This window comes from Kitasatospora sp. NPDC091276 (assembly GCF_040684355.1).
GTDB lineage: Bacteria > Actinomycetota > Actinomycetes > Streptomycetales > Streptomycetaceae > Kitasatospora.
In genome coordinates this window covers 43,407-60,179 of sequence record NZ_JBFBFU010000011.1, presented here as the reverse complement: position 1 = coordinate 60,179, position 16,773 = coordinate 43,407, and the positions used below count along the sequence as shown (strand labels likewise).

Here is a 16,773-nt window from a genome sequence, read left to right as displayed (position 1 = left end):
CCTACCGTCGTTGGTGTTGCTCGGGCCGTGGAAGAGCACGGCAACGAAGAACATGGAGGCGCAGCACAGATGACAACCGCACCGTGGGGCACGACCCGAATGGGTCCGTACCCGGACACCCGCTCGGTCCCTGCCGTCTCGGCCGTGATCGACCCCGAAACGCAGGTTGCCGTGTTCGTGGACGATCAGGGTCGCAAGGTCGAGATGGGGGCGCACGGCACCAGCACGGAGACCAGCACGCCCACGAACACGGGCGGCGGTGACGGGCAGAGCGGCGGGCAGAGCGCACCCACCGACATGGACAGCATGCCAGCGAACGACCAGGACCAGGGCGCTGGCTGACATGGCGCAGGACCGACACCGGGCTGTCCTGGTCCTGACCAACGCGCACGACGTGACGGCCGATGTGGTGCTCCGCATCCTGGCCGAGCGCCGAGTCCCGGTCGTCCGGGTGGACCCCGGTGCCGATCTGCTCGGGGGTGCCTCGCTGACCGCCCACTACAGCAGGAGCGAGCAGCGGGGCACTCTCCGCACATCAAGCCGGGAACTCGACCTCACTCGGGTGCGGTCGGTCTGGGTCCGCCGGCCCTCGCCCTACCGGGCGCCGCCGGGACTGGACGAACACGCGTCCAAGTTCACCAGTGCGCAAGCATTTTGGGGTGCTGGCGGCATCTTCGCGTCGCTTCCCGACGCCCACTACGTCAATCACCCGTGGCACATCCGGAACGCGGAGTACAAGCCCGCACAGCTTGTCGTGGCGGGCCGGAGCGGTTTCCTGGTGCCGAACACGGTCATCACCGCCGATACCGACGAAGCGCGCCGGTTCTGCGCCGACCAGTCCGGCGGAGCCGTCTACAAGCCGGTGTGGGACAGCCGGTACCGAGCCCCCGACGGCACTGCGCAAACGGTGTGGGTACGGGAAGTCGATCCGGCCGAGATCACCGACGCCGTGTCCGTGTGTCCGCACATGTTCCAAGCCGCCGTGTCCAAGTCGTTCGACGTGCGGGTGACCGCCGTGGGTGACCGGTTGTTCGGTGTCCGGATCGGCAGTCCCGATCTCGACTGGCGCGAGCGTCAAGACCTGATGACGTGCACGCCGATCGAAGTGCCCGGGCCCGTTGCGCGCTCTGTGATCGCTTATCTGAACGAACTCCGTTTGGTTTACGGTGCGTTCGACTTCGCGGTGACCGCCGCAGGTGACTGGTACTTCCTTGAGTGCAACCCCAACGGCCAATGGGCCTGGCAGGGTGTCGATACCGCTTCGGCGATTGCCCACGCCATCGCCGACCAACTGGAGAAGGGCCCCGACTCGTGACCACATCGGCTCAGCTCCGCGCCGCCCTGGTGGACGGGCTCACCGGGGGCGACGCGGTCGACGATCCGGCCTGGAGGGCCGCCGCGTTGGCGGTGCCCCGGGAACTGTTCGTCGGATCGTTCTTCGCGGCGGTCCCGGGAAGCAATCCGACCGCGTACCGCCCGGTGCACAGGACCGACCCTGGTTGGCTGGAGCAGGTCTACTCGAACGAGACGCTGGTCACCCAGCTCGACGGGCGGACCCGCCCCGAGGACGTGGCCGAGGGGGCGGTGATCGGGACTCCGTCGTCATCGTCCACCTTGCCGTCGCTGGTGCTGCGCATGTGGCACCAGCTCGGCGCCGAGACCGGGCACCGGGTGCTGGAGATCGGCACGGGGACCGGCTACTCGACCGCCCTCGGCGCGCACCGCCTCGGGGACGCCAACCTGACCAGCATCGAGTACGACCCGGCGGTCGGCGCCACTGCCGCTGCCGCGATCAAGGCGGCGGGGTTCGCCCCCCGGCTGGTCATCGGTGACGGGCTGCTCGGCGACCCGGACGGGGGCGAGTACGACCGGCTGATCGCCACCTGTGCGGTCCGGTACCTGCCACCCCGCTGGCTGCACCAGGTGAAGCCCGGCGGCGTCATCCTGGCCACCCTGTCCGGGTGGGGGCTCGGGTTCGGACTCGTGCGGCTGGTCGTGACGGCCCCGGGAGAGGGGACGGGGCTGTTCATGCCCGGCTACACCAGCTTCATGATCGCCCGCCCGCACGACCGCCCGCCACGCCAAAGCCTCTCGCTGCTTCCGGGGGACGAACGTCCGTCGCGGATCGACCCCGAGGTCATCGGCACGTGGACCGGCAGTTGGGTCGCCCAGCTCGCGGCGCCCTCGGCCGAACGGATGGGAGCCGGCGGGCACCAGATCCTCTCCGACGTGGCCACCGGATCGCAGGCCCGGACCATGCCCGACCCTGACGGGGGATGGGCCGTGGTCCAGCGTGGCCCGCTCCGGCTCTGGGACCAGGTGGAGAACGCCGTCGAAGCCTGGCAGCGGGCCGGCGAGCCGCACCAGGAGGGGTTCGGCATGACGGTCTCGGCGGCCGGGCAGCGGGTCTGGGTCGGAAGTGCGGACGGACCGGGCTGGAACCTGCCGATCTGACCCTTGTGCTCGGGCCGGGCGTCAGGCGGTGTCGAACTCGCCGGCTCGGAGGGCGGAGACGAAGGACTGCCAGGCCTCGGTCGCGAAGAGGAGGGCCGGGCCGTCGGTGTCCTTGGAGTCTCGGACGGGGACGGTCCCGGACGGGATCAAGTCCCCCGCGACCTCGATGCAGTCGCCGCCGTTGCTGCTGTACGAAGACTTGAACCACTGAGGCTCGGCGGTCACGGTAGTTCCTCTCTCAGCTGGCTGATCAGGGCCACAGACTCGGCTTGTGAGAGTGCGAGGGCCTGTAGCTGATAGTAGGCCGTGAGGATCGGCGGTACTGCGCCGCTGTCCCGTTCCAGGTGCCCTTGCTGCGCTGATTCGGCGTAGGACATCAGCGATCGGTCCGGAAAGGTGATGATGTTCACCGGGAGATCGAACGATCGTTCCTCGCCTATGGCGTACGGAGCCACCTGGAGAACGGTGTTGGGCAGCCGGGCGAAGGCTGCAAGCTCGTCGAGCTGGGCGGCCATGATGGACTTTCCGCCGACCGGCCGTCGGATGCAGCTCTCGTCCAGGACGACGTGGATCAGCGGAGGGGTTTCCCGGCGCAAGTTCGCCTGTCGGCGCGCAAGGTAGGCAACCCGCTCCTCGGCCTGGTCCTCCGTGATGCTGCCCCGCCGGAGCGCGCCCGCCGCGATGGCCCGTGCGTAGTCCATGGTCTGAAGCAGCCCCGGCACGATACCCAAGGTGAACAGTCTCAGTTCCACCGCCCTTGACTCGTGCGTGACGTACTCCGGGAAGCCTTCGAGGAGCGCCGAGGTCTTGAGGTCGAGCGCCTTGCGGGCGAAGACGCGATCCCATCCGAAGGCTTTGTCAAGTTCGCGAGCCAGGCGTGGTGTTGGGGGACGTCGACCAGTTTCCACGGCTGACACGTGCGTGGGTGAATAGCCGATGGCGCTCGCCAAATCTTCCTGCCGCCAACCCCGTTCCTCTCGTGAGCTGCGGAGGAACGCACCGAACTCTGCGGCTGGAGACGAGTCGGGGTCCAGCTCGGCCTTGTTCATGAACCACTCTCCACGCACGTTTGAGAGGTTGAAGGACGTCCAATGCTAGAGGACAGTGGCGACCCCGGGTAGTCATCAAACTACGGAACGGAGTCAGCTGTGGTGAGCAAGGAGTCCCCGACCGGGCCGCTCTACCGCCCGCAGGTCGGCGAGTTGGTCGAGGACGGGACGACCGGCAGGGACGTCGTCTCCATGGGCGTCCCCGCCGAGCCCCGTGGTCGGACCGCGTGAAGCGCCAACCGGCGCTCGGCGTAGACGTGTTGGCCGTAGTCCTCATGTTCGGCGTCGTCGCGTCCGAACCGATCATCCGGCGGGCCACCCGGCGGCGACTCAGCCGGGACCGCCGCCGATGACCGACCCTCCGACCTGCCCCGCACCGGACTGCTGCGCCCCGGTCGATCTGCTCAACGACGCCAACGCGGCCGGACGGACGTGGAACTGCCCGAACTGCGCCCGGTGGGGCGTCGCCTGGTCGTCGGGCTACCTGGCGAACCAGCCGTTCGAGGAGCCCCTCGTCGTCCTCGGCCACCGGAAAGTCCGGAAGGTGGTGAACCGCGATGCCGATGTTCGGGCGCGCGTTCCTCGGCCTGATGCGTAAGGCTCGGGTCACCTGCTTGTGGCTCTGGGGTGCACACCTCCAGTTCGCGCCGCCGGTCCTGTGGCTCAGCCCTGAACGGCGCCGAGCGGTCGCGGCGGTGGAACGGACGCTCGCCGAGGAACGGCACATCCGGCAGACCTGCGACGAGGCCGCCCGGGACGCCCTGCACGCCGAGCTGTGCGAGGCGATGGCCGGACTCCACCTCGCCCCGGCGCCCCGCCGCCGACCTCGGGCGGCGCCCCGACCGCCCAACCGTCCCAACTGATTACGACGGCTCAGACGAACGGGCCGCGCGGGAACCACGGGTCGCGGACCTCCCGGGGCCCGTCCGGAGTCAGCAGGGTGAGGGTGTACGGCGAGGCCGCGTACTCGGCGAGCTGCACCGAGCCGTAGCGGGTCTCCAGTTCGGCCTGCACCGGGACCGGCAGCCTGCTCAGCGCCCGCCGCAGTTGCAGCGCGTCCCGGCGGCTGATCGGGTGCGGGGTGCGCAGGACCAGTCGCAGCGGGCTCAGCGGCCCGGCGACCGGCACACCGGTGCCCAGCTCGTAGCCGACCGCGCCGATCGGGCCCCAGGACAGCCGGTGGTCCGCGACCAGCCGGCCGACCGCCGGCAGCAGGGCCAGCGCCGGAATCCCGGCGACCCGCTCGGGGTCCAGCCGCCCGCACCGCCCGGCCAGCTGCTCGGGCCGCAGCGTCCGGGCCACCGCGGCCCAGGGCGCCAGCGCGTCCAGCCGCTGTCCGGGGCGCGGCCCGCGCACGATCACCGGGATCCACTGCTCGGGCGCGGCCTCCGGGTCCCGGGTGCAGCGCTGCGGGTGCGGCACGTCCGCCGGGGTGCCGACCAGGGAGGGGGCCCGGCCGACCGTCACCCAGGGGTGCACCCGCAGCACGGCCCGCGTCCAGTCCGGCAGCTCGCCGCCCGCCAGCGGGCGCAGCGAACTGGGGCACTGCATCAGCAGCAGGTCGTGGGTGCCGGGCAGCCGCCCGTCCAGCGCGGCCAGCGGCCCGACCCGCCGGCGCGGCCCGTCGTGGGGGTCCTCGGCGGTGCGACGGGCTTGGCGGGCGGAAGGTACGACGGTCACGGTGGGCTCCAGACGGTGGCGTCAGTTCGGCCGACGGCTCCAATCTGCGCCGGGTGCCCGCCTCCGCGCCACGGCCGTTGGGCGCGTTCACCAGGGACCAAAGGCTCAACGTGCGGCTCGGGGTGCCCGGTGTGAGAGTGGGGGAAGCCCGGTATCCGTTCGGAGGAGGAGTCATGGGCATCTTCGACAGGTTCCGCCACAAGGCGCACGAGGCGACCGGGCAGGACGCCGCCGAGCGTGCCGCCATCGCCCACGACGAGGCCGTGGACGCGTACAGCCCCGAGATCGAGCGGGCCCGCGAGACCCAGGAGGCCCGCGAGTCGGAGCGGCGTGCCGCCCAGGACGAGGCCGACCGGCGCGCGGCCGAGAACATGACGGCCGAGGGCGACCCCTGGGGCTGAAACCTCAGAAGACCCCCAAGCCCCAAGCCCCAAGCCCCAAGCCCCAAGCTCCAAGCCCCAAGCCCCAAGCCCCCAGGTCACCGCGCCCGCGGCGGCAGCGGCGGGCGTCGCAGGTCCGGCCGGGGGGTGTCCTCCGGCGGGGGAGCCGCGGCGGGCGCGTCCTCCAGCAGGTCCAGCGCCAGCTGGACGGCGGCGACCAGCTCGGGGTGGCGCCCGCGGGCCCAGTCGCGCGGGGTGCGCAGCACGTGCACGTCCGGTTCGACGCCGCGGTTCTCCACCGACCAGCCGAGTCCGCCTTCGAACCAGGAGGCGTTCTTGGGCACCGAGATCCGGGTGCCGTCGCCGAGGGTGTGCCGCCCGGTCATCCCGACGACCCCGCCCCAGGTCCGGTTGCCGACGACGGGGCCGAGGCCGAGCAGCTTGATCGCCGCGATGACCACGTCGCCGTCCGAGCTGGTCGCCTCGTCGGCGAGCGCCACGAGCGGGCCGCGCAGTGCGTGCCGGGGCCAGCGGACCGGCTGGCGGTCCCGGCCGAAGTCCCAGGCGAGGACGTGCCGGGTGAGTTTCTCCAGGACCAGTTCGGAGACGTTGCCGCCGGCGTTGCCGCGCACGTCCAGGACGAGTGCGGGCTTGTCCAGCTCGCGCCGCAGGTCGCGGTTGAACTGCGCCCAGCCGGAGCCGCCGAGGTCCGGGATGTGCAGGTAGCCGCACCGGCCGTCGCTGAACTCCCGCACCAGGAGGCGGCGTTTGGTCACCCAGTCCTGGTAGCGGACGGCCCGTTCGTCGGTCAGCGGGGTGACGGTGATCCGCCGTACCGGGCCGTCCGGGCTGCTACGCAGGGCCAGTTCGACGGTGGTCCCGCCGGTGCCGGCCAGCAGCGGCAGCGGGCCGCGCACCGGGTCCACCGGGCGGCCGCCGACGGCGAGCAGTTCGTCGCCGTCCCGGACGCCCTGGGCGGCGAGCGGGGCGCGGGCGCGCGGGTCGGAGGTCTCGCCGGGCAGCACCCGCTCGACCAGCCAGCGTCCGTCGGGGGAGCGGTGCGCGTTGGCGCCGAGCAGGCCGAGCGGCTGCTGGCCGAGCGAGGGCCCTTCGGCGCGCCGGGACGGGGTGACGTAGGCGTGCGAGGTGCCGAGTTCGCCGAGGAGTTCGCGCAGCAGGTCGGCGAAGTCGTCGGGTGAGCAGACCCGGTCCAGCAGCGGCTCGTACTGGGCGGTCAGGGCGGGCCAGTCCAGGCCGGACATCCGCTCGTCCCAGAACTGGTCCCGGACGATCCGGGCGGCCTCGTGGTAGGCCTGGCGCCACTCGGCGGCGGGGTGCACGGTGTGGGTGATCCGCCGCAGGTCGACGGTGCTGCCGACGCCACCGGTGACCGGGACGATCCGCAGGGTCCCGGCCGAGTAGACCGCGATCGAGCCGCCGTCCCCGGAGACGGCGTAGCCGTCCAGCTTGTCGACCAGGGTGGTGCGGGTGCCCCGGGCGAGGTCGAAGTACTCCAGCGAGGGGCGGCCGGAGGTGTCGTCGGGGCTGGCGAAGGTCTGCCCGAGGGTGCCGGAGATCGGCCAGCGCAGCCAGACCAGGCCGCCGCGCACCGCGTCGGTGGCCGAGTACTTGGAGGCGATCACCGGGAACTGCAGCAGCCGCTCGCCGATGCCCTGCGGGTCGACGCGGACGGTGCCGTCGCCGCCGCCGTTGCCGTGCGGGGCGCCGTCCTCGGCGGGCGCGGCGAACGGGGACGGCGTGTCGGCGGTGAGCGGGACGAGGTAGGGGCGGCAGCCGAGCGGGAAGGAGAGGTCGCCGGTGTGCACGTCGTGGACGGGGTCGAAGCCGCGCCAGGACAGGAAGGCCAGGTAGCGGCCGTCCCGGGTGAACACCGGCTGCTCGTCCTCGAAGCGGCCGTCGGTGACTTCGGTGACCGGCCCGGGTGCTTCGGTGCGGGTGAGCCGGATCCGGCGCAGTGAGCGCCCGGCCACCGGCTGGGACCAGGCGATCCAGTGCGAGTCGGGGGAGAAGCGGGCGCTGGAGACCGGCCCGTAGCCGGAGGCGGCGAGTTCGCGGACGGCGCCGTCGGCGGCGGCGACCAGCAGCAGCCGCCCGTCGGAGGCGGCGACGGCGAGGTGGGCGCCGTCGGGGGAGGCGGTGAGTTCCAGGACGCGGCCGATCCGGTCGGCGGCGAGCACCCGGTGGCGGTGCTTCTCCGTTTCCTCGTGCCCCGGCAGCGGCATCACCTCGATCGCGTCGGCGCCCTCGGCGTCGGTGATCCAGGCGGCCTCGCCGGTGTGTCCGAGGATCACCGGCAGCCGGGTCCGCACCCCGGGGGTGTCGGCGAGCGCGCGGGCCGGGCCGTCCTTGTGGGTGAGCCAGTACTGGCTGCCGCGCACGGTGATCACCCCGGCCCGGCCGCTCTGGTCGCAGGCCAGGTCCTTGACCTGGGAGGCGGCGCTGACCTGGTACGGGCGGCGGCCGGCCCGGGCGCCGCCGAGCGGGACGGCGAGCCGGCGCGGGGCGGGGGCGTCCAGGCCGTCCAGCAGCCAGAGGTCGCCGGCGTGCTGGTAGACGATCCGGGTGCCGTCGGTGGCGGCCTCGCGGGCGTAGTAGGAGGCGTGGTCGGTGTGCCGGCGCAGGTCGGTGCCGTCGGGGCGGCAGGAGTAGACGTTGCCGATGCCCTCGTGGTCGGAGAGGAAGGCGATCCGCCCGGTGACGGGCATGGGTGAGGCGAGGTGGCCGGGGTGGCCGGCCAGGATCTGTTCGCCGTCCGCCCAGAGCCGGCCGGTGGCGCCGCCCCGGTAGCGCTTCCAGGCGGCGGGCTCGTGCGGGGCGGCGCCGGTGAGCAGCACGGTGCGTTCGCGGCTCATCTGGGCGTCGCCGACGGGGCCCCAGGGCATGCGGCGGCCGGGGGAGCCGTCGGGCGGCAGGGCGTGCGCCCAGGTGTAGTGGCCGAACGGCTCGTGGTAGGAGGTGACGGCGAGCACCTCGCCGTCCGGCAGCCAGCCGCGCACCCGGGTGTCCTGGCTGCCCCAGTGGCTGAGCCGTTCGGCCTCGCCGCCCTCGACGGGGGCGGTCCACACTTCGGGGGTCAGGTTCAGCCAGCTGGTCCAGGCGAGGGTGCGGCCGTCGGGGGAGAAGCGGGGGTGGCTGACCCGGGTGCGGTCGCAGCTGACCCGCCAGGCCCGGCCGGCGGCGCCGTCGGCGTCGAGCGGGGCGATCCAGATGTCGTCCTCGGCGGTGAAGGCGAGCAGCCCGCCGTGCAGGTGGGGGTAGCGGAGGTAGCCGGGCGGGGTCACCCCTCCATCCTTCGACGGGGTGTCACCTCCGGCAACCGGGGCGGCCCGTCGGGGCTGCCGGGCGGCCCGCGCCCAGGGTGCGGACCGGTCTGGACCATTGACACCGCAGTGTCGAATCCACTTCAGTGGTCTAGTCCAACTTGGGTGCCAGGCCGGGCCGCTCCCCCCACTGGCGCGTGCTCCGGCGTGCCCTCGGACGTCCCCCACGACCGCGCCATCGCAGGAGCCCCCGCATGCGCAGAACCACACCCGCACCCGCCCCCGCCCGCCGGAAGCAGCCCCGCACCCTGCTCGCCGCCGGCACCGCCTCCGCCGTCGCCGCGGCCACCCTGGTCGGCGTCACCCTGGGCCTGGCGCCCGCCGCCTCGGCCGGCGAGTTCCTGGTCAACGGCGGCTTCGAGTCCGGCTCGCTCGGCCCCTGGAGCTGCACCGGCAACTCCGGCAGCGTCGTCACCAGCCCGGTGCACGGCGGCGGCTACGCCCTCGCCGCCGCGGCCACCGCGGGCGACACCGCCCAGTGCGGCCAGACCGTCACCGTCGCCCCCAGCACCACGTACACGCTCAGCGCGTACGTCAACGGCTCGTACGTCTACCTGGGCGTCGACGGCGGCGGCCCCAGCACCTGGACCCCCGGCACCGGCGGCGGCTACCAGAAGCTCAGCGTCAGCTTCACCACCGGCGCCACCCAGACCAGCGCCACCGTCTACACCCACGGCTGGTACGGCCAGGGGACCTACTACGCGGACGACGTCTCGCTCGACGGGCCGGGCGCCCCCAGTCCGACGCCGACGCCCACCGGGTCCCCGACGCCCACGCCGACCACGACGCCCACCGGCACCCCGACGGGCACCCCGACCGGGACACCGACCGGGACACCGACGGGAACGCCCACCGGGACACCGACCACCCCGCCGCCGCCCGGCAGCCACGCCCTGGTCGGCTACCTGCACGCCAGCTTCGCCAACGGCGCCGGCTACACCCGGATGGCCGACGTCCCCAACTCCTGGGACTTCATCGACCTCTCCTTCGGCGAGCCCACCTCCGTCACCTCCGGCGACATCCGGTTCAACCGCTGCTCCGTCACCGACTGCCCGACCGTGGAGTCCGACGCCGACTTCAAGGCCGCCATCGCCGCCAAGCGGGCCCAGGGCAAGAAGGTGCTGATCTCGATCGGCGGCCAGAACGGCCAGGTCCAGCTGACCACCGCCGCCGCCCGCGACACCTTCGTCAGCTCGGTCTCGGCGATCATCGACAAGTGGGGCCTGGACGGCCTGGACATCGACTTCGAGGGGCACTCGCTCTCCCTCAACACCGGTGACACCGACTTCAAGAACCCGACCAGCCCGGTCATCGTCAACCTGATCTCCGCGCTGAAGACCCTCAAGGCCAAGTACGGCCCGGGCTTCGTGCTGACCATGGCGCCGGAGACCTTCTTCGTCCAACTCGGCTACCAGTACTACGGTTCCGGTCCCTGGGGCGGCCAGGACCCGCGCGCCGGGGCGTACCTGCCGGTCATCTACGCGCTGCGCGACGACCTCACCCTGCTGCACGTCCAGGACTACAACTCCGGCTCCATCATGGGCCTGGACAACCAGTACCACTCGATGGGCGGCGCCGACTTCCACGTCGCGATGACCGACCTGCTGCTCAACGGCTTCCCGGTGGCGGGCAACACGAACAACATGTTCCCGCCGCTGCCCGCCTCCAAGGTGGCCATCGGCATGCCGGCCACCACCAACGCCGGCAACGGCTACGTCGCCCCGGCCGAGGTGAACAAGGCCCTGGACTGCCTCACCAAACTGGCCAACTGCGGTTCTTACGTGCCGCGTTCGGGCGCCCAGCCGAACCTGCGCGGGCTGATGACCTGGTCCGTCAACTGGGACCAGTTCGGGGGCCGGGAGTTCTCCAAGAACTTCGACGGCTACTTCCGCCGCTGAGGTGACGTCGGCGGGAACCGTGCTTGAACCTGACACCGGTGTGAGGATCGAGCATGGTTCCCATGGCGACCACACAGCTCCCGACTCCCGTAGCCCGCACCCCTTTTCCCCTGCCTGCCCTGCTCGCCCTGGCCACCGCCGTCTTCGTCACCGCGCTCACCGAGACCCTGCCCGCCGGCGTGCTGCCCGGGATGGGCGGGGCCCTCGGCGTCAGCGAGTCGGCCGCCGGGCAGACCGTCACCGTCTACGCGCTCGGGACCGCCGCCACCGCGATCCCGCTCACCGCGGCCACCGCCGGCTGGGGCCGCAAGCGGCTGCTGCTCACCGCGATGGCCGGCTTCGCCGCCGCCAACACCGTCACCGCGGCCTCCGCGAACTACCCGCTCACCCTGGCCGCCCGCTTCCTCGCGGGCGTCGCGGCCGGCCTCGCCTGGGCGCTGCTGGCCGGGTACGCGCGCAGGCTGGTGCCGGTCGAGCAGCAGGGCCGGGCCATGGCCGTGGCGATGGCGGGCGTGCCGGTGGCGCTGTCGCTGGGAGTGCCGGTCGGCACCTTCCTCGGCCAGGCGCTCGCCTGGTGGGTGCCCTTCCTGGCCATGACGGCACTGGCGCTCGGCGTGATCGGCTGGATCGCGGCCCTGCTGCCGGACCAGCCCGGACGACCCGCCGGTGAGCGCGCCCCGGTGCGGAGCGCGCTCACCGTGCCCGGGGTGGCGCCGGTGCTCACCGTGACGGTGCTCTTCGTGCTCGCCCACACCATCCTGTTCACCTACATCGCGCCCTTCCTCGACCGGACCGGCCTCGGCGACGCGACCGACACCGTGCTGCTGGTCTTCGGCCTGGCCTCGCTGGCGAGCATCTGGTTCACCGGCGTCCACATCCACCGCCGGCTACGGCAGTTGACGATCGGCGGCGCGCTGCTGGTCGCCCTGGCCGCGGGCCTGCTCGGCCTCTGGTCGCACAGCACACCGCTGGTGTACGCCGCCGCCGCGCTCTGGGGCCTGGGCTGGGGCGGCGCCCCGACCCTGCTGCAGACCGCCGTCGGCGACGCGGGCGGCGAGCGGGCGGACGCCGCCCAGGCGGTACTGGTCACTCTGTGGAACGCCGCGATGGCGGGCGGCGGCGTGGTCGGCGGCCTGGTGCTGGGCCGCCTGGGCACCGGCGCCCTGCCCTGGACGGTGCTCGCCCTGATGCTGCCCGTCCTGGCGGTGGTCACCGGCGCCCGCCGCCACGGCTTCCCGACCGGGCGCCGTTAGCGCAGCTGGAGCCCGTTGGCCAGCAGTTCGGCGACCAGCTCGGGCCGGGCCGTCGCGACCGAGCCCGCCGAGTACGGCGGCTGCGGGTCGTACTCGATGACCAGCTGGATCGCCTCCGCGGTCGCGTCCCCGGCCATCAGGCCGGTCAGCGTCAGCGCGAGGTCGATCCCGGCCGAGACCCCGGCCGCGGTCGCGTACTTGCCGTCGACCACGACCCGCTCCGTCCCGGTCGGCTCCGCCCCGAACTTCTTCAGCGCGTCGAGGCAGCACCAGTGCGAGGTGGCCCGGCGCCCCGCCAGCAGTCCGGCGGCGCCCAGCAGCAGGGAGCCCGAGCAGACCGAGGTGGTCCAGGTGGTGGTGGCGTCCACCGCGCGCACCCACTCCAGCACGGCCTGGTCGGCCAGCCGGGCCTCCGTCCCGGGACCGCCCGGGACGAGCAGCACGTCGGCCGAGTCCACCTCGTCCAGGGCGGCCTCCGCGGTCAGCGACAGGGTCTTCATGTCGGTGCGGACCGGGCCGCGCTTCGCGGCGGTGAACACCACCTCGGCGCCGGGGATGCGGGACAGCACCTCGCAGGGGCCGACGGCGTCCAGGGCGGTGAACCGGTCGTAGAGCAGAACGGCGATGCGCATCAGTGTCCTCCAACAGGATCGGGTCGGAAGCGGCGTCGGTACTCGGCGGGCGGGGCGGCCAGGGACCGGACGAAGGCGCGCCGCATCGCCTCCGGGGTGCCGTAGCCGCAGGAGCGCGCGATCTCCTCGATGCCGTCGGCGGTGTCCTCCAGCAGCCGCCGGGCGGCCTCCAGCCGGACCCCGTCCACGTACCGGCCCGGGGTCACCCCCACCTCGGTGGCGAAGGCCCGGGCGAAGTGCCGCGGTGACAGCGCCGACCTGCGGGCCAGCGCCTCGACCGACAGGTCGGCCTCCGGGTGCTCGGCGATCCACCGCTGCACCTCGCGCAGCGGCTGCCGGGCCGCCACCTGGGCGGCCAGCTGGGTGCTGAACTGGGCCTGGTTGCCCGGCCTGCGCAGGAAGACCACCAGGTGGCGGGCGATCAGCAGGGCGGCGTCGCGTCCCAGGTCCTCCTCGACCAGGGCCAGCGCCAGGTCGATCCCGGCGGTGACCCCGGCCGAGGTGGCGACGTTCCCGTCCCGGACGTGGATCGGGTCCGGGTCCACCTCGACGTCCGGGAACCGCCGGGCCAGCGCCTCGCAGTACGCCCAGTGCGTGGTCGCCCGGCGCCCGGCCAGCAGCCCGGCCTCGGCGAGCAGGAAGGCCCCGGTGCACACCGACACCACCCGCTCGGCCCGGCCGGCCAGCTCCCGGATCCGTGCCACCAGCGCACCGTCCGGGAGGTCGCTGCCCAGCCCGCCGGGGACCAGCAGGGTGTGCACCGGCCCGACCCCGGCCAGGTCCGTGTCCGGCAGCAGCCGCAGCCCGCTGTGGCTGCGCACCGGCCCGCCGCCCGGGGAGGCGGTGGTCACCCGGTACGCTCCCGGCTGCCCGGCGGCCGCGCCCGCCCCCGCGAAGACCTCCACGGGACCGGTCACGTCGAGGCTCTGCACGCCCTCGTAGAGGACGACGACCACGCTGCGCGCTCTCATGCGACCAGCCTGTCACCGGGCCGCAGTGGCAGCAATGACCCGTTTCCCACCTTTCCTGCCACAGTCGGCGGGGATGCCGGTGGGGGTGCCGGTGGGGGTGCCGGTGGGGAGCGCGGAAACGCCGGAAGGCCCCTCGCTCTCGCGAAGGGCCTTCCGGCTGTCTGTGCGCCGCCAGGGACTCGAACCCCGGACCCGCTGATTAAGAGTCAGCTGCTCTAACCAACTGAGCTAGCGGCGCCTGCTGACGCGGAGAACATTACCTGGTCAGCAGCCGAAACACACAATCGGCCCGGGCGGCTGCGCACGCAGCGTCACGGCACCAGGACCACCTTGCCCCGGACGTGCCCGGCGCCGACCAGCCGGTGGGCCTCGGCGGCCCGTTCCAGCGGCAGCGCCTCGGCGATCTCCAGCCGAAGCCCGCCCGCCTCCCACAGCCGCACCAGCTCGGTCAGCCGTGCGGCCGTGCGCGGCCCCCGTAGCCCCCGGACGCCCAGCCGCTCGGCCTCCGGGTAGTCGACCACGGTGCCGATCCGGCTCCGGTCGGCGACCAGCTCGACCGAGGCCGCCAGCGCGCCCCGCCCGGCGGCGTCGAAGGCGGCGTCCACGCCCTGCGGTGCCACCGCCCGGACCCGCTCGACCAGCCCCTCGCCGTACGCGACCGGGATCGCGCCCAGGTCGCGCAGGTAGTCGTGGTTGCGCTCGCTCGCGGTGCCGATCACGGTGGCGCCCCAGGCCCGGGCGAGCTGGACGGCGACGGTGCCGACCCCGCCGGAGGCGCCGTGCACCAGGACGGTGTCGCCGGGGCCCACCGCGAGCAGGGTGAGCGCCAGGTGCGCGGTCTGGCCGGAGGCGGAGAGCGAGCCGGCCTGCTCCCAGGGCATGCCGGCGGGCTTGGCCACCAGCTGGGCGGCGTCCACCGTGACGAGCTCGGCCTGGCTGTCCAGGAGGCGGAAGCCCAGCACCTCGTCGCCGACCTGCCGGCCGGAGCCGTCCGGTCCGAGCCGGTCCACCACTCCGGCGAACTCGTTGCCGAGGACGAACGGCGGCTCGACGACGGCCCCCGGCGGGCGGAAGCCCTCCCGGATCGCGAGGTCGACCGGCTGCACCCCGGCCGCGAGGACCCGCACCCGCACCTCGCCGGGCCCGGGTTCCGGGTCGGGCACCTCGGTGACCCGCAGGACCTCCGGGCCGCCGGACCGCGTGACGGTGACCGCCTTCATGTCTGCTCCCGCCCTCTCGAATGTTCGACATTCGACTGCTTGACTGTTCGAACACTCCCGATCCTCGGACCTGAAGTCCGCTTGAGGTCAAGCGATTGTTCGGCGTGTCTTCACTGATGGGCGCATTGTCAGATTTATCCTGGGCGGCGCTCAGCCGTCCGTTGTGGAGAGGAACGTTTCCGTGGGCCAGCTGCCCCTGTTCTTCCTGGTGCTGCTCGCCTCCGTGGTGACCATGCCGCTCGCACGCAGGACCGGAGTGCCGCAACCGGTCCTGATGACCCTGCTCGGCATCGTCATGGCGCTCGTCCCGCAGATCCCGGACGTCACCATCGAGCCCGAGCTGATCCTCCCGCTGGTCCTGCCGCCGCTGATCTTCGCGGTCGCGCGGCGCTCCTCGGTGCGCTACTTCAAGGCCAACGTCCGCTCGATCCTGCTGCTGGCCGTCGCCCTGGTGGTGGTCACCACGGCCGCGGTGGCCGGGGCGGTGCACTGGCTGCTGCCCGCCCTGCCGGTCGCCGCCGCGATCGCGGTCGGCGCGCTGGTCTCCCCGCCCGACCCGGTGGCCGCCGTCGCGGTGGCCGGCAGCGTCGGCCTGCCCCGGCGCCTGGTGTCGATCCTGGAGAGCGAGGGCCTGTTCAACGACGTCACGGCGATCGTCGTCTACTCGCTGGCCATCGAGGCGGTGGTCAGCGGCGACTTCTCGGTCGGCCACGCGGTGCTGCGCTTCATCCTGTCCGCGGTGCTCGCCGTGGTCGTCGGCATCGCCCTCGGCTGGGTCAACACCAAGCTCGCCGAGCGCCTGGACGACCCGACCCAGCAGGTCGCGCTCAACCTGCTGGTGCCCTTCGCCGCCTACGCCATCGCCGAGGAGATCCACGGCTCCGGCGTGCTCGCCGTCGTGGTCTGCGCGCTCTACCTCGCCGAGCGGGCCTCCGACGCCGACGCCGTCTCCTTCCGGCTGGTCGGCAACGCCTTCTGGGAGGTCGTCGAGATCCTGATCACCGGCGTCGCCTTCGGCCTGATCGGCCTGGAGCTGGCCACCGTGCTCAAGGAGGCCGGCCGCGGCTGGACCGGCTTCATCGGCGACGCCGCCGTGGTCATCGGCGTGGTCGTGGTGGTCCGGCTGCTCTGGCTGCTGCCGGCCGGCTGGCTGTCGAAGAAGCTGCGCAGCGGCGACGACGAGGACACCCCGTTCAGCTGGAAGGAGAGCGTGATCCTCTGGTGGTCCGGCATGCGCGGCGTGGCCACCGTCGCCCTGGCCCTCGCCATCCCGCTCACCCTCCACTCCGGCGAGGAGTTCCCCGAGCGCGGCCGCCTGGTCTTCATCGCCTTCAGCGTGGTGCTGTTCACCCTGCTGGTGCAGGGTCTCACCCTGCCCTGGCTGGCCAAGCGGTTCGAACTGGACATCGACCAGGACAAGCACGAGCAGGCCGTCCGCCAGCTCTGGTGGCGGGCCGCCAAGGCCGGGCTCAGGCGGCTGGGCGAACTGGAGGAGCAGGACCGGCTGCCCGCCGAGGTCGCCGACCGCCTGCGGGACCGTCAGCACGACCGGCTGGCCCGGCTCTGCCCGGAGAACTACGCCGAGGAGGAGGCCGCCGAGGCCAAGCTGCGGCTCAGCCAGTGGCGGGCCGCCCGGGAGGTCGAGCAGGAGATGATCGCCGCCTCCCGGCGCGAGATGCTCGCCGCCCGCAGCGAACTCGGCGCAGACCCGGAGCTGGTCGACCAGGTGCTGCGGGGGCTGGACCTGCGCTCGGAACGCAAGTGACGGCCTGTCCGGCCCCGCCGGGCGGAATGTGCGCGACCGGCTCCGCGGTTGCATAGGCTGAGCCCGGGCAGGCCGTCAACGGAGTCGGCGCACCACCAGTACCACCAGTACCCGCACGACCTCGCGAGAC

The 16,773-nt window shown here is 73.1% G+C and carries 16 protein-coding genes and 1 tRNA gene; 9 read left to right on the top strand and 8 right to left on the bottom strand.

All coding sequences use genetic code 11. From position 1 onward, the window contains the following. The first annotated feature begins 69 nt into the window (after positions 1–69). The 3 genes from tgmA to tgmC are packed head-to-tail and all read left to right on the top strand — an operon-like array spanning position 70 to position 2,454. Entirely contained in the window at positions 70–342 is a 273-nt protein-coding gene (gene tgmA / locus AB0O19_RS15775) for a putative ATP-grasp-modified RiPP (protein WP_363583616.1), read from the top strand. A 1-nt stretch (position 343) separates the two neighbouring features. Then, positions 344–1,315: an ATP-grasp ribosomal peptide maturase gene (tgmB, locus tag AB0O19_RS15770; protein ID WP_363583614.1), complete on the top strand. Its 972-nt coding sequence runs from the start codon at positions 344–346 to the stop codon at positions 1,313–1,315. After that, positions 1,312–2,454 (top strand): ATP-grasp peptide maturase system methyltransferase, encoded by a 1,143-nt coding sequence (gene tgmC, locus AB0O19_RS15765; protein WP_363619968.1) that lies wholly within the window; start codon positions 1,312–1,314, stop codon positions 2,452–2,454. Before tgmB ends, tgmC begins: the two co-directional genes overlap by 4 nt. 21 nt (positions 2,455–2,475) lie before the next feature. Here tgmC and AB0O19_RS15760 read toward each other — a convergent pair whose 3' ends face one another. Together AB0O19_RS15760 and AB0O19_RS15755 are read right to left on the bottom strand one after the other, a co-directional pair. Then, positions 2,476–2,679, bottom strand: coding sequence for a DUF397 domain-containing protein (locus AB0O19_RS15760; protein WP_363619966.1), 204 nt, complete (start codon positions 2,677–2,679; stop codon positions 2,476–2,478). Continuing rightward, a complete protein-coding gene (locus AB0O19_RS15755; RefSeq protein ID WP_363619964.1) occupies positions 2,676–3,503 on the bottom strand; it encodes a helix-turn-helix transcriptional regulator in 828 nt (275 codons plus the stop codon). Before AB0O19_RS15755 ends, AB0O19_RS15760 begins: the two co-directional genes overlap by 4 nt. Positions 3,504–3,605: 102 nt before the next feature. On the opposite strand from AB0O19_RS15755, the gene AB0O19_RS15750 reads away from it, so the two are divergent. Further along, entirely contained in the window at positions 3,606–3,734 is a 129-nt protein-coding gene (locus AB0O19_RS15750) for a hypothetical protein (protein WP_363619962.1), read from the top strand. A 326-nt stretch (positions 3,735–4,060) separates the two neighbouring features. Then, positions 4,061–4,366, top strand: a complete 306-nt coding sequence (locus tag AB0O19_RS15745; RefSeq protein WP_363619961.1) for a hypothetical protein — start codon at positions 4,061–4,063, stop codon at positions 4,364–4,366. Between the two features lie 10 nt (positions 4,367–4,376). On the opposite strand, the gene AB0O19_RS15740 is transcribed toward AB0O19_RS15745, so the two are convergent. Beyond that, positions 4,377–5,183: a phosphoribosyl-dephospho-CoA transferase MdcG domain-containing protein gene (locus tag AB0O19_RS15740; RefSeq protein ID WP_363619959.1), complete on the bottom strand. Its 807-nt coding sequence runs from the start codon at positions 5,181–5,183 to the stop codon at positions 4,377–4,379. 173 nt (positions 5,184–5,356) lie between these two features. On the opposite strand from AB0O19_RS15740, the gene AB0O19_RS15735 reads away from it, so the two are divergent. Continuing rightward, positions 5,357–5,584 (top strand): hypothetical protein, encoded by a 228-nt coding sequence (locus AB0O19_RS15735; RefSeq protein ID WP_363583600.1) that lies wholly within the window; start codon positions 5,357–5,359, stop codon positions 5,582–5,584. Positions 5,585–5,661: 77 nt separating this feature from the next. Here the strand turns inward: AB0O19_RS15735 and AB0O19_RS15730 are convergent, their stop codons facing one another. Further along, a complete protein-coding gene (locus AB0O19_RS15730; protein ID WP_363619957.1) occupies positions 5,662–8,865 on the bottom strand; it encodes a S41 family peptidase in 3,204 nt (1,067 codons plus the stop codon). Positions 8,866–9,098: 233 nt separating this feature from the next. Between AB0O19_RS15730 and AB0O19_RS15725 the strand changes: the two genes are divergently transcribed. After that, complete coding sequence (locus AB0O19_RS15725; RefSeq protein ID WP_363619955.1) at positions 9,099–10,802, top strand: glycosyl hydrolase family 18 protein; 1,704 nt, start codon at positions 9,099–9,101, stop codon at positions 10,800–10,802. Between the two features lie 62 nt (positions 10,803–10,864). Then, positions 10,865–12,055 carry an MFS transporter gene (locus AB0O19_RS15720; RefSeq protein ID WP_363619953.1) on the top strand — a complete coding sequence of 397 codons (1,191 nt, stop codon included), beginning with the start codon at positions 10,865–10,867 and terminating at the stop codon, positions 12,053–12,055. On the opposite strand, the gene AB0O19_RS15715 is transcribed toward AB0O19_RS15720, so the two are convergent. From AB0O19_RS15715 to AB0O19_RS15700, 4 genes are all read right to left on the bottom strand, one after another. After that, on the bottom strand, positions 12,052–12,687 hold the full coding sequence (locus AB0O19_RS15715; protein WP_363619951.1) for a DJ-1/PfpI family protein: 636 nt from the start codon (positions 12,685–12,687) through the stop codon (positions 12,052–12,054). The two genes, AB0O19_RS15720 and AB0O19_RS15715, sit on opposite strands and share 4 nt — an antisense overlap. Continuing rightward, on the bottom strand, positions 12,687–13,658 hold the full coding sequence (locus AB0O19_RS15710; protein ID WP_363619950.1) for a GlxA family transcriptional regulator: 972 nt from the start codon (positions 13,656–13,658) through the stop codon (positions 12,687–12,689). Before AB0O19_RS15710 ends, AB0O19_RS15715 begins: the two co-directional genes overlap by 1 nt. 164 nt (positions 13,659–13,822) lie before the next feature. Beyond that, positions 13,823–13,896 (bottom strand) — tRNA-Lys (locus AB0O19_RS15705). Positions 13,897–13,969: 73 nt separating this feature from the next. After that, positions 13,970–14,878 carry an NADP-dependent oxidoreductase gene (locus AB0O19_RS15700; RefSeq protein WP_363619948.1) on the bottom strand — a complete coding sequence of 303 codons (909 nt, stop codon included), beginning with the start codon at positions 14,876–14,878 and terminating at the stop codon, positions 13,970–13,972. 181 nt (positions 14,879–15,059) lie between these two features. Between AB0O19_RS15700 and AB0O19_RS15695 the strand changes: the two genes are divergently transcribed. After that, entirely contained in the window at positions 15,060–16,643 is a 1,584-nt protein-coding gene (locus tag AB0O19_RS15695) for a Na+/H+ antiporter (protein ID WP_363619946.1), read from the top strand. Positions 16,644–16,773 lie beyond the last annotated feature (130 nt).

Bases quoted from the DNA above. Each gene is read 5' to 3' on its own strand.
- tgmA (WP_363583616.1), top strand. From the start codon at position 70: ATGACAACCGCACCGTGGGGCACGACCCGAATGGGTCCGTACCCGGAC.
- tgmB (WP_363583614.1), top strand. From the start codon at position 344: ATGGCGCAGGACCGACACCGGGCTGTCCTGGTCCTGACCAACGCGCAC.
- AB0O19_RS15755 (WP_363619964.1), bottom strand. From the start codon at position 3,503: ATGAACAAGGCCGAGCTGGACCCCGACTCGTCTCCAGCCGCAGAGTTC.
- AB0O19_RS15745 (WP_363619961.1), top strand. From the start codon at position 4,061: ATGCCGATGTTCGGGCGCGCGTTCCTCGGCCTGATGCGTAAGGCTCGG.
- AB0O19_RS15735 (WP_363583600.1), top strand. From the start codon at position 5,357: ATGGGCATCTTCGACAGGTTCCGCCACAAGGCGCACGAGGCGACCGGG.
- AB0O19_RS15725 (WP_363619955.1), top strand. From the start codon at position 9,099: ATGCGCAGAACCACACCCGCACCCGCCCCCGCCCGCCGGAAGCAGCCC.
- AB0O19_RS15720 (WP_363619953.1), top strand. From the start codon at position 10,865: ATGGCGACCACACAGCTCCCGACTCCCGTAGCCCGCACCCCTTTTCCC.
- AB0O19_RS15715 (WP_363619951.1), bottom strand. From the start codon at position 12,687: ATGCGCATCGCCGTTCTGCTCTACGACCGGTTCACCGCCCTGGACGCC.
- AB0O19_RS15710 (WP_363619950.1), bottom strand. From the start codon at position 13,658: ATGAGAGCGCGCAGCGTGGTCGTCGTCCTCTACGAGGGCGTGCAGAGC.
- AB0O19_RS15700 (WP_363619948.1), bottom strand. From the start codon at position 14,878: ATGAAGGCGGTCACCGTCACGCGGTCCGGCGGCCCGGAGGTCCTGCGG.